The 12,618-nt window shown below is 41.6% G+C and carries 10 protein-coding genes; 6 read left to right on the top strand and 4 right to left on the bottom strand.

All coding sequences use genetic code 11. The features are described from left to right. Window positions 1-9: 9 nt before the first annotated feature. Window positions 10-339, bottom strand: a complete 330-nt coding sequence (locus BLS33_RS12345) for a HesB/IscA family protein (protein WP_089889310.1) — start codon at window positions 337-339, stop codon at window positions 10-12. 441 nt (window positions 340-780) lie between these two features. On the opposite strand from BLS33_RS12345, the gene BLS33_RS12340 reads away from it, so the two are divergent. Both BLS33_RS12340 and thiL read left to right on the top strand, forming a co-directional pair. Continuing rightward, window positions 781-2,238: a Gfo/Idh/MocA family protein gene (locus BLS33_RS12340; protein ID WP_089889306.1), complete on the top strand. Its 1,458-nt coding sequence runs from the start codon at window positions 781-783 to the stop codon at window positions 2,236-2,238. A gap of 158 nt (window positions 2,239-2,396) precedes the next feature. Further along, entirely contained in the window at window positions 2,397-3,446 is a 1,050-nt protein-coding gene (thiL, locus tag BLS33_RS12335; protein ID WP_089889303.1) for a thiamine-phosphate kinase, read from the top strand. 23 nt (window positions 3,447-3,469) lie between these two features. Here thiL and BLS33_RS12330 read toward each other — a convergent pair whose 3' ends face one another. Then, window positions 3,470-3,688: a hypothetical protein gene (locus tag BLS33_RS12330; protein WP_089889299.1), complete on the bottom strand. Its 219-nt coding sequence runs from the start codon at window positions 3,686-3,688 to the stop codon at window positions 3,470-3,472. Window positions 3,689-3,917: 229 nt separating this feature from the next. On the opposite strand from BLS33_RS12330, the gene brnQ reads away from it, so the two are divergent. After that, window positions 3,918-5,192, top strand: coding sequence for a branched-chain amino acid transport system II carrier protein (gene brnQ, locus BLS33_RS12325; RefSeq protein WP_089889296.1), 1,275 nt, complete (start codon window positions 3,918-3,920; stop codon window positions 5,190-5,192). A gap of 208 nt (window positions 5,193-5,400) precedes the next feature. Here brnQ and BLS33_RS12320 read toward each other — a convergent pair whose 3' ends face one another. Both BLS33_RS12320 and BLS33_RS12315 read right to left on the bottom strand, forming a co-directional pair. Beyond that, window positions 5,401-6,135 carry a transglutaminase domain-containing protein gene (locus tag BLS33_RS12320; RefSeq protein WP_218129557.1) on the bottom strand — a complete coding sequence of 245 codons (735 nt, stop codon included), beginning with the start codon at window positions 6,133-6,135 and terminating at the stop codon, window positions 5,401-5,403. Window positions 6,136-6,437: 302 nt separating this feature from the next. Beyond that, window positions 6,438-7,730 (bottom strand): aminopeptidase P family protein, encoded by a 1,293-nt coding sequence (locus BLS33_RS12315; RefSeq protein ID WP_089889293.1) that lies wholly within the window; start codon window positions 7,728-7,730, stop codon window positions 6,438-6,440. Between the two features lie 309 nt (window positions 7,731-8,039). Between BLS33_RS12315 and BLS33_RS12310 the strand changes: the two genes are divergently transcribed. The 3 genes from BLS33_RS12310 to BLS33_RS12300 all read left to right on the top strand — a co-directional run bounded on the left by BLS33_RS12310 (window position 8,040) and on the right by BLS33_RS12300 (window position 12,480). Then, window positions 8,040-10,910: a VPS10 domain-containing protein gene (locus BLS33_RS12310; RefSeq protein ID WP_089889290.1), complete on the top strand. Its 2,871-nt coding sequence runs from the start codon at window positions 8,040-8,042 to the stop codon at window positions 10,908-10,910. A 190-nt stretch (window positions 10,911-11,100) separates the two neighbouring features. Beyond that, a complete protein-coding gene (locus BLS33_RS12305; protein WP_089889286.1) occupies window positions 11,101-12,087 on the top strand; it encodes a ThuA domain-containing protein in 987 nt (328 codons plus the stop codon). Then, window positions 12,088-12,480 carry a DUF2721 domain-containing protein gene (locus tag BLS33_RS12300; RefSeq protein WP_089889283.1) on the top strand — a complete coding sequence of 131 codons (393 nt, stop codon included), beginning with the start codon at window positions 12,088-12,090 and terminating at the stop codon, window positions 12,478-12,480. The last annotated feature ends 138 nt before the right edge of the window (window positions 12,481-12,618 follow it).

Below are 12,618 nucleotides of genomic sequence, written 5' to 3'. Positions count from 1 at the left end.
ATTCAATGTCTATAGGGAGAAACTCTCCCCGCATCCGCAGGTACGCTGCGCATTAGGGTTGTTGAACACAAACCCTTTTCCGTTTAATCCACCGGAATATTCCAATATAGTTCCCACTAGGTATAAAAAGCTTTTCTTATCCACGATGATACGAATCGCATTATCCTCGAAAACCTTATCAGATTCGTCAACTTTGTCGTCAAACTTCAATTCATAGGACAAACCACTGCACCCCCCGCTTTTCACACCGACGCGTACATAGTCTTTCGCGGCATCAAACCCTTCTTCCGTCATTAGGCTGACCACCCTTTTCTTAGCTGTTTCTGAAACCTGTATCATTATTTTTTTTCATTCTAAATAGTTTACAAATATATGGCATTAGTAGGGTTTTACCATAACTCCTAACATTATTATAACGAATGTGCCAATAGGGATTTTCTATAGAGCTATAGGTGTTATAAGAACAAAGGAAAGCGAAGTCGAAAATTAGGGTAAGAATCAACTTCAAATCAGGATGAACTTCACAGTATCTTCCAGTATCTTTCTTGACAGATTTTCTTTGAAATCAAAGGGTCGTTTACACGACAGAATAGAATTTTTTCCAAATACGCGAATCCCGGAAAAAAAACTTAGTTTCAATTTTCTAAGCAGGTTAAAATAATAAAAATGGCAACTGCATTACGCACACTACGAAATGAATTGCTGCTAACTATGGTAAATTTTAAATAATTGAATTAACTTAAACCCTTCAAAAAAAATTCCAAAAAATTACAAACAGTTATGTCTAAAAAAAAGACCACGTTAAGCAACAAATCCCGAAGGGACTTTGTTAAGAGCTCCGGACTCGCCGCAGCAGGATTTATGATTGTCCCAAGACATGTATTGGGCGGCCCCGGCTTTATACCTCCAAGTGATAAACTGAATATCGCCGGTATTGGTGCCGGTGGAAAAGGAGAGAGCGACATAGCCTCATTCGCAAAAAGCCCTAACGTAAATATTGTGGGCCTATGTGATGTCGACGACAGGCAGGCCGTTAAGTCTAGAGCATCGTTTCCAAAAGCCAATTATTACCACGACTTCAGAAACATGCTCGAAAAGGAAAAAGATAACATTGATGCCGTATCGGTATCTACCCCTGATCACAACCATGCGGTTGCTGCCTATCAAGCCATGTCAATGGGCAAACATGTGTATGTTCAAAAACCACTTACCCATGATATTTGGGAGGCCAGAATGCTGACCGAGGCAGCAAAAAAATTCAAGGTGGTCACCCAAATGGGCAACCAAGGAGGGTCAGGAGATGGTGTGCGCACGATGAAAGAGATATATGATACCGGAATCATTGGTGATGTACACACGGTTAAATGCTGGACCAACCGAGCCATTTGGCCTCAAGCATTACAAACTCCAACAAAAAAAGATAAAATACCAAAAGGTTTAAATTGGGATTTATGGTTAGGGACTGCGGAAAAACGTGATTACAACAACGCTTACCTTCCTTTTGACTGGAGGGGTTGGTCAGATTTTGGCACTGGCGCTTTAGGTGATATGGCTTGTCATATTATGGATCCCGTTTACAGGATACTTCCTATTCTATACCCGAGTCAAGTAGAATGTAGCGTTTCCGATTCCTTTAAAGGAAAATTTGAAACAGCCGATTATCCTAAAAGTTTTCCGAACTCAAGTAAAATTCATTTGAGTTACCCACGAACCGATGGCAAAGGTACGGTCAAGGTAACCTGGATGGATGGCGGATTATTGCCCGAACGACCCGATGAAATGGGCGATGATGAAGCACTCGGCAACTGGGATGGCGGTGTACTTTTTATAGGTACAAAAGGAAAGTTGTTGGCCGATTGTTACGGTGCCAACCCAAGACTATTGCCTTTAACCCTCAACGAACAATTTGAAGTTGAAGAGACCATTGCTCGAGTTCCTGAAGGCCACTACCTACAATGGGTAAATGCTTGTATGGCAGGTTATGGCAATGCCGAAACTAGCTCTTCATTTGACTATGCAGGTCCGTTTACCGAAAGTATTCTTATCGGTAACTTGGCATTGAAGGCCTATTTTGAAATCGATCCAAATGCAGAAAGCAAAGGCTTCTGGTCTGGTGGATCTCAATATTATGGTAGAAAACGATTGCAGTGGGATGCCGAAAACATGAAGGTCACCAACTTCGAACCGGCAAATAAATATGTGAAACGAACCTATAGCGATGGTTATTCTTTAGGATAGATTTTAAGACTCTTCTAAGAATTATTTTTTGAATAAAGCTGATATTCCTCTTTGAATATCAGCTTTATTTTTACCTACTCTTGCCTATTGATTACATAATTGGGGCAAAAGCCCACTTCAAAGCCAGAGTTTTCGCAATTACTGCTTATTTTTGCCAAATGCTAGAAGAAAAGAATCAAGAGAAAACATCTTTGGAATCGTTAGGTGAATTCGGACTAATCGATCATTTGACCAAAGACTTTCCCATCAATCATGAATCGACGATAAAGGGAATTGGAGACGATGCTGCGGTATTGGATTTCAAAGACAAAAAAACAATTGTCTCCACCGACCTCTTGGTCGAGGGCGTACATTTCGACCTCAGCTATATGCCACTAAAACACTTGGGCTATAAAGCTGTAATGGTCAATCTCAGCGACATCTATGCCATGAACGCAAAGGCGACCCAAATTACGGTTTCCATTGCCGTTTCGAACCGTTTTCCTTTAGAAGCCCTTGAAGAGCTTTACGAAGGAATTGCTTTAGCGGCCAAAGCACATAAAGTCGACCTCGTTGGTGGCGACACAACATCTTCACGTACCGGAATGCTTATCAGTATCACGGCGATTGGCGAAGCGAAATCAGAAGAAATCGTTTACCGTAGCGGAGCAAAACCGAACGACCTTCTGGTTGTTTCCGGTGATTTAGGAGGTGCTTATATGGGCTTTCAAGTATTAGAGCGTGAAAAGGAAGTATTTAAGGTCAACCCCAACAGCCAACCCGATCTAGAGCCGTATTCTTATATTGTGGAACGGCAATTGAAGCCCGAGGCGCGACAAGACATTGTGGCGCTCTTAAAAAGTTTGGACGTTCACCCAACTTCGATGATCGATATTAGTGACGGGCTATCTTCAGAAATATTGCATTTGTGCAAGAATAGCAATGTAGGTTGCAATTTATACGAAGACAAAATTCCCTTGGACCCAACGGTAATTTCAAGTTGCGAAGAGTTTAAATTGGATAGCACTTTGGTGGCACTTAGTGGTGGGGAAGACTACGAATTGTTGTTCACTATAGACCAAAAAGAATTCCCGAAAATAAAGGGCAATCCTAACTTGACTGTTGTGGGGCATACGACAGACATGAATGAAGGTGCTTTCTTAATTTCCAGGAATAATTCTAAAATTCCATTGACCGCTCAGGGTTGGAATTCCTTTGCCAAAGCATAGGTGACACTGAATCAAGTTCAGTGTTAAGCTACTTGTTGCGCAGCCCTATGTCTTTTTTGATAAATAACTTCTAAAGTTTTATTAATATCCTGCAACTCAGGGGTTAACTCCGAAAGACTTCCGCTTACGTCGGTAGTAACTTGTTTGTTGCAGTGTATGCATTTGTACTCTTTGATGTGTAGGGTGACTTTTTTAGACACGGAGTAGTGGTGGCCAAAAATGTGGCAAAATACTCTTTTCATAATGTAGGTTTTAAGAGGTAACAAATAAGACTTGGGATCTTATTCAAAATCAGTTTGGGGGACCATCGTACCATTAATGACGATAATCTTTATTAGGAACGCACCCTCCTGCCATTTATTGGGTGTACGGTAAAATTAATGCTATATTTTCGACAAACGGACAACTTTCTTTGATGAGACACTCCACCGTATGTGATTTACGTTTATATTTCCAAGGTAATAAACGCCCATGAACCGAACCAAAGAAACCATTGTTGCCGCTTTTGCGCTCTTTTCACTTTTCTTTGGGGCCGGAAACTTAATTCTACCGGCCTTTTTGGGGTTTAAATCTGGCGAACTTTGGTGGTTGGTCGCCTTAGGGTTTTGTATCTCCGCCGTTTTTATTCCGATTTTGGGCATTTTGGCCCACGCCAAACTTCAGGGTACCCTTTTCGATTTTGCCAAAAAGGTCTCTCCCAAGTTTAGCGTGATATATTCACTACTTATCTATGCCATATCTGTTAGTCTGCCTTCACCACGTACCGCTGCAGTTACCCATGAAATGGCCATAGCTCCATTTTTTGATGTGCCGGCCCTAGCTACCAGCATCGGGTATTTTGCCCTTGTCTTTGTTTTTGCCACGAACCGCTCCAAAATTTTAGACATTCTCGGAAAGTTGTTGACTCCCGCCATTATTCTAATTCTATTGACGATAATCGGCATCACCCTCTTTTCACACGATTTTATTTCAGGGGATTCCATTTTCAGCAACCCTTTTTCTGATGGTATCTTAGAGGGCTATCAAACCTTTGACGCTATTGGCGCAGTTGTCGTAGGCGGCGTGCTTATTGTTTCCATCAATTTAAAAAACAGGAAAGCGACCTATCAAGAAAAGAAAGTGCTTATCAGACGGGCAGCCTATTTGGCGGGAATCGCGCTTGCCCTTATCTATGCCGGACTTATTCTTACCGGAAGTTTGCTTCACGGCGAATTCGAACCCAATATCTCTAGAACTTCCCTCCTTCGAGGAATAAGCGTAGCCACCTTGGGCAACATCGGTAATTTATTTTTAAGTCTTTTGGTTGGGTTGGCCTGTTTTACAACGGCCGTCGGTATTGTTACAGGAACTGCCGATTTTATCAAAAGTCGGATCCATAATTCACAAGGTGCCTATATTATTACAGCCATTATCGGTTGTGTACTGGGTGTGGTCATGGGGCAATTTAAAGTTGACTACATTATCGCCATTGCCCTACCGGTCCTCATGTTTATCTACCCGATTACCATTGTTTTAATTCTATTAAATGTAACGCCAAAAAAATATGCATCGGCCACGGTTTTTAAAGCGGTGGTCGTTACGACTATTCTTTTTAGTATTCCCGATTTTTTAGATAGTGTCGGATGGGAAGCGCTATTGGGTTCGCTACCCTCCTATATTCCGTTAAGCCAATTTAGTATGGGGTGGGTGATGCCTGCTGTGGTGGTTTTTGGGGCGGTAAATTTATTTGGAAGGAAACAGTTATGATTTGAGATACACTTATTGGTTACGGTATTAGTAGTGCGGAGACCAGGCAAGTCAACTGACTATCGCTTCGAATTTAAATTTTACTGTTTGATAAAACACCTACACCAAAATACATTGACTACAAACTTGTTAATCTATATGATTTTATATAATATTCATTTTTTAACAGCGAATTAAATCGGCCTGCTAAGGAAAAAAATCGTCGATTTTAGTAATTCGGTCTGGACATCCGTTCAACGTTAACCTTCATATTTAAAAGCTCAACGGGATTTCCGAATTGTGTAAAAATGGCCACGTCGGCTGCATCACGACCATAAGCAATTGCTATACGACCCCCCTTTAAATCAGCTTGTGTAGGATCCAGTGTGTACCACCGATTTCCAACATAGACCTCGAACCATGCGTGTAAATCCATCGGTTCAAGGTCCTCAAGATAGCCCACTACCATACGGGCAGGTATCGATAGCGCTCGGCAGCAAGCTATTCCCAAATGAGCCATATCCCTACATACTCCGCTACTAGACTGGTTTAGTTCTGTAGCACTGATGATCTGCTGCCCTGCACCTGGTGTATACTGTATTGTACTTCGTACGTAATCTACGATGGCAGTGCATTGATCATAACCCGTAGAAAGCCCCCTTACAAGTGATGCAGCCATTTCGGTAAATCGATCCGACTCACAATAACGGCTTGGATAAAGAAAAGGTAGGGCTTCATCAGGCAATTGTTGCACTTCGATAAATGGAGCATGGGGGGCGGCATCAGAGGAGTCCGCTGTTTCGACATGAGCAGACGTTCGCACTGAAAAATATCCTGCCGGCGCAACCAGTCGCTGACACAAGTTGCCGAACATGTCTGTGAACTCATTCACCGGGGTACTAGGCGACAAAACATATTCTTCACGTGCAATCCACTGATTTCCTCCACTTCGTGGACGCAGCATTAGTAAAAACGGAGTAGGAACCGGTATTTGAAATTCAAGTAAGCAAGATGCGTTTAACCACATGACGATTTTTTCTGTTTGGATTACACCTTCACATTTGTGAATAGATATTGGAGAACATAAGATTAAATCGCGGAAAAAGCAACTTGCTAACCATAAGTTAAGCATACCTTAACCCATTTAATACCATAGGTGTTCATGAGTATCTTTGTTTAGGGAATAATCGATAGCGTTTTATATAAAATCTGTTTTTAATGATTTTTATGTTCCACAAAAACCATAACGTGCAGCCAGAGAAAAAACTACTTGGCCATCAGTTCTTCAATTTCCGCTACTTCAATGGGAATGTTTTTCATCAAATTAAAGGGCTCCCCCTCTTTTTGAATGACCACATCGTCTTCTAAGCGCACACCCATTTTCTCTTCGGGAATATAGATCCCGGGCTCGACAGTAAAGACCATATTGGCTTTCATGGGGGTCTTCAATTCACCGTAATCATGGGTGTCGAGCCCGATATGGTGGCTAGTACCGTGCATAAAGTACTTTTTATAAGCGGGCCATTTGGGGTCTTCATTCTGTACATCGGCTTTGTCAAGCAGTCCTAAACCTAATAGTTCGGAAGTCATAATTTTACCACACTCCTTATGGTATTCGGCCCAAAGCGTACCGGGCACCAACATTTTGGTCGCTTCATTTTTTACCCGAAGTACCGCTTCGTAGACTTCTTTTTGTCGTGATGTAAATTTTCCGCTTACAGGAATGGTCCGGGTCAAATCACTGGAGTAATTCGCATACTCGGCAGCGGTATCCATCAAAATCAAATCACCTGCTATGCATTGTTTGTTGTTTTCCAGATAATGGAGCACATTGGCATTGTTCCCCGAAGCAATGATCGGCGAATATGCAAAGCCTCTAGAACGGTTTCGCACGAACTCGTGTAGCAACTCGGCCTCAATCTCATATTCCCAGACCCCCGGTTTTGTAAATTCGAGCACTCTCCGGAATCCTTTTTCGGTAATGTCACAGGCCTTTTGCATCAGTTCAATTTCCTCGGTCTCCTTTACCCCACGTATCTGCTGTAGAATAGGATTGCTCTTGGCGACCTTATGTGCTGGAAAATCGTGCTTTACCTTCTCCACAAAACGAGCCTCTCGGGTTTGTGTGGTAACCGCTTGACGGTAATGCTCATTGGTGTTTAAATATATGGTATCGGCTTCTGTCATTAAATCAAAAAAGATTTTGTCAAAATCGGACAACCAGTAAACAGACGCGATACCAGAAACCTCAGTCGCCTTTTCTTTGGTCAATTTTTCACCCTCCCAAACCGCGATGTGAGCATTGGTTTCCCGCACAAACAATACCTCACGATGTTTTTTATCAATGGCTGAGGGAAAAAGCACCAAAATGGTTTCTTCCTGGTCCGCTCCGCTGAGATAAAATATATCACGGTGTTGCTGAAAAGGCATCGTGCTATCGGCACTGATCGGATAAATATCATTGGAATTGAAGACGGCAATGCTCTTTGGCCCCATTTGGTCCATGAATTTTTTGCGGTTTTTGCTAAATAGCCTGTTACTTATCAAATCATATTTCATGTCCCAAAAATAAAGATTCGATAAGGGGCAACAAAAAAAAGGGACTTAAATAAAGTCCCTTAAGGTTTAAAGTTGGTTATATTTCTTTGTTGACTACTGCACAAATGCGAACAGCAGTGCAACTTATAACAGGGTCAATTTAACAGAAAATTAAGTTTTTACGAAATTATTTAAGACTAAAATCGATGATTTCCGCAATAGGTAATCTATTTCTTTCTTTTGTAATTCTATTTTGCTACATAGTCAGTGATTGTGTAATTCCGTATCTTCCGATCACCAATTAAAATAGTCTCTTAAAGTCATTTTGAAATGAAATTCGCATGCTTGGTAACCTTTTTAAGTATAGGTCTGATCGGTATTTCTCAATCCGTTCCATCTTCAGATACCGAAGTTATAAAAGCCCTCCAACAAAAAAGACAGATGGCCGCCCAGTCTTTGGTCAAAAATGTTCCCCTTAAAAATATAGGCCCTTCGGTAATGAGTGGCAGAGTAGTCGATATAGATGTCAACCCCAACAATACCATCGAATTTTATGTCGGCTATGCATCGGGCGGTTTGTGGTACACCAACAACAATGGAACATCGTTCACCCCAATTTTAGATAATTCTGACACCCAAAATATAGGAGATATTGCCGTTGATTGGAAATCTGGTACTCTCTGGGTCGGTACCGGCGAAAATAATGCTTCACGATCTTCTTATGCAGGTATCGGCATTTTAAAATCAAGCGACAGCGGAAAGACTTGGAAACATATGGGGTTGTCAGACTCCCACCATATCGGGCGCATTGTTATCAATCCTGAAAATGCAAACGAAGTGGTGATAGGCGTTACCGGGCACCTTTACTCACAAAACGAAAATCGCGGTATCTACAAAACTACAAATGGTGGCCAAACATGGGCAAAAACACTTTTCATTAATGATCGTACCGGCATCATAGACATTGCCCATAACCCGAAAGATTTTAAAATCATGTACGCTGCGGCATGGGAAAAAGATAGAAAGGCGTGGGATTTTAGGGGTAACGGGACTGCTTCCGCAATTTATAAAAGTGTTGATAGTGGAAATACCTGGGAAATCATATCCAAAACGGGTAGTGGATTGCCAACGGGTGAAGGAGTCGGTCGAATTGGGTTGGCCGTTTTTGATAAAAATACGATATATGCGCTCTACGACAATCAGTTTCGCAGACCAAAGAAAATCGGCAATGTCAAAAAAACGGATGTCTTGACTAAAGAAGATTTTAAGTTGATGAATGTGACGGCTTTTCTAAAACTAGATGACAAAAAACTCAACGAATTTTTAAAAACAAACGGGTTTCGAGAAAAATATAGGGCTGAAAACATCAAACAAATGGTGCGTAGCGGTGCGACCAAGCCCGTTGATTTGGCAAATTATTTGGAGGATGCCAATTCACGATTGTTCGACACCCCTGTTGTAGGGGCCGAAGTATATCGAAGCAATGACGGCGGGGCGACCTGGACCAAGATGAATGAAGACTATCTTGATAATCTGTATTATAGTTACGGCTACTATTTTGGTGAAATTCGGGTCGATGCCCAAGATCGTGACAAAATTTATATTGGAGGTGTTCCCCTAATTAAATCGAATGATGGCGGCAAGACCTATTCCTCTATTAGCGGAGACAATGTGCATGCCGACCACCACGCCCTCTGGATCGACCCGAAAATGCCGGGCCATTTTGTCAATGGCAATGATGGGGGTGTAAATATTTCTTATGATGATGGCGCCCATTGGATCAAAAATAATTCTCCTTCCGTGGGTCAATTTTACGCAATAAACGTCGATAATCAAGAGCCCTATGTTGTTTATGGAGGACTTCAAGATAATGGGGTTTGGATGGGCCCGCACAATGCTAAAGAAAGTGACAAATGGCATCAAAGCGGATCTTACCCTTGGAAATCGATAATGGGCGGTGACGGTATGCAAATCCAAATCGATAACAGAAATAGCAATATTATTTATACCGGATTTCAATTTGGAAACTATTCGCGTATTGATCTTTCAACAGGCAAACGAAAATACATACAGCCGAAACACGAACTGGGCGAACATCCGTACCGGTTCAATTGGCAAACCCCTATTTTGCTTTCTTCCCACAACCAAGATATTCTCTATTTGGGCAGTAATCACTTGCACCGTTCACTTGATCAAGGCGACAGTTGGGAAACCATTTCCCCCGATTTGACCCAAGGTAGCCAGAAAGGAAACGTGGCCTATGGTACACTGACCACCATTTCGGAATCACCTCTTAAATTCGGACTTATTTACACAGGAAGTGATGACGGGCGCATTCAAGTGACTCAAAATGGAGGTCACAGCTGGGCATCAATTGGTAAGAACATCAATTTATCAAATGACAGCACTAGGCTTTGGATAAGTCGCGTAGTGGCCTCAAAACATAAAAAACAACGGGTCTACGCCAGTTTAAATGGATATCGTTGGGACGATTTTAGGTCATACCTATATAGTAGTGAGAATTATGGTAAAACATGGAATCGCATTTCAAGTAACATTCCTCAATCGCCCGTAAATGTCATTGTAGAAGACCCTGAAAACGAAAACTTGTTATTCATTGGCACCGATAATGGACTTTATGTTTCTTTCGATCGGGGCGCCAACTGGGAAGTTTTTCAAAACGGATTGCCGAACGTGGCCGTACATGACCTGGTTATTCAACCCACAGCCAAACATTTATTGGTCGGCACACATGGTCGAAGTATTTACAAAGCTGATATTTCGCACCTCCAGCAAATGACTACTGATATTTTGAGTAAGCCCTTACATCTCTTCGATGTTGATAATATACGTTATAGCACCAATTGGGGCAATGCTCCCGGGGCGTGGTCGAAACCTAATACTCCAGGACTTGACCTAACTTTTTATTCCTCGAAATCGAGTATCCTTTCTGCTACAATAAAATCCGCTGATGGCATAATCGTAAGTGCTTCGGAAATACAAGCTGATAAAGGGCTGAACATTCTATCATATGACGTTACCTTTTCAAAAGTCGGAAAATCATCCTACTTAAAGATGAACAAAAAAGAACTGCATGAAGCAGAAAATGGAAAAACCTACTTGCCCAAGGGAAAATATACGGTCGAAATTTCTGGTAATGGCGAAACCGTGCAATCGGATTTTGAGTTAGAAGTTCCTTGAAAACAAGAAATTCAAGCTATTGTCCTTACACTGTCATGTAATTGAAAAAATGCCGATAATAATGGCAAAAGAATTACTAACGGCAATCTTGAGATTAAAATCAATGAGGGAAAGCGGATTGTAGATTAGTACAACCTCCTTCAGAAATCGTAGAATTTTTGACTATATTGAAACGATTAAAAATGACTTCATGAAAAAATACAGCTTGTTCTTTGCGATAATGGCATTTTTTGCCTGCACCTGGCTTTATTCGCAAAACCGATCCAAAAAATCTTCCAAAATAATCAAAACGCTTATTGTTGACGGTCAGAACAACCATGACGAATGGCCCAAAATCACATATATGTTAAAAAGCCAAATGGAAGATACAGGGCTATTTACGGTCGATGTAGAACGGACTGCCTTCACTTGGAAAGGTGATGATTTTTTAAAAGAATATGCTATTGACGGCATGCCAGAAAGCGAAAGTCTTGAAAAGCCAAAGCCAGATCCTAATTACAGTCCCAACTTTTCAAAATACGATTTGGTCATCTGTAATTTCGGTTGGAATGCCGCTCCTTGGCCGGAAGAAACGAAAAAAAATCTTGAGACATTTATTGCAAAAGGTGGCGGATTGGTCGTTTTTCATGCGGCCGACAATTCTTTTCCCAAGTGGGAAGCCTACAACAAAATGATCGGTCTTGGTGGTTGGGGTGATCGTACAGAAAAAGACGGCCCCTACGTGTATTACGATAACCAAGGTAAATTGGTCCGTGACAATTCCGTTGGAAAAGCCGGTGCCCATGGGCCACAAAGTGAATATCAGATTCAAATACGTCAAACCGACCACCCTATAACAAAAGGAATGCCTCTAACTTGGATGCATACCAAAGACGAACTTTACAACAGCCTGAGGGGACCTGCCGAAAACATGGAAGTTTTAGCCACGGCTTATTCCGATACGGAGAACAAAGGAACGGGCAGACACGAACCGGCGCTAATGGCTTTGACTTATGGCAAGGGTCGAATCTTTCATAATATCATGGGGCATGTCGATTACTCAGTACAATGTGTCGGATTTTTAACCAGCATGCTTCGAGGATCGGAGTGGGCCGCAACGGGAAAAGTTACCCAAAAAATACCCAAAGATTTTCCGACCGCTACTAAGTCGAGCTCTCGCACATTCGAAAAGAATTAAATGGAATTATCGCTTAGCATTCCCGCCTTACTTTTTCCGGCCATTTCATTAACAATGTTGGCCTATAACGCGCGTTATTTGGCAATTGCCGCCCTAATTCGACAGTTGCATCAAAAATTTCAGGAGACGGAATCACCCGAAGTTGGTCTACAAGTAAAGAAATTACGCAAACGATTATCCATAATTAAAAACATGCAGGCAGTAGCCATCGTCAGTTTTTTACTAGCCGTTATAACCATGTTCTTGATTTACGTTGAACTAAGGTTTTGGGCCAATTTAATATTTGGTGTCAGTTTGTTGGCTCTTATGATCTCATTAATTCTAAGCCTTATCGAGGTGCAATTGTCTACAAAAGCACTATCCATTCAGTTAAAAGATATGGATACTCTCTAACTCACGACTATTTCTATTTACAGACCACCTAGTCGGTTATCGTTGTTTTGCTTTTACATTCAGTATAACCGACTTCCGATTTTGAGCACAAAAAACTCGATTACTTGCCTAAATTACATGACGATTACTACCAAGAAT

This window comes from Kriegella aquimaris (assembly GCF_900103215.1).
Taxonomy (GTDB): domain Bacteria; phylum Bacteroidota; class Bacteroidia; order Flavobacteriales; family Flavobacteriaceae; genus Kriegella; species Kriegella aquimaris.
The sequence above is the reverse complement of the archived record's forward strand: the minus strand, read 5'-3'. Positions and strand labels throughout refer to the sequence as shown.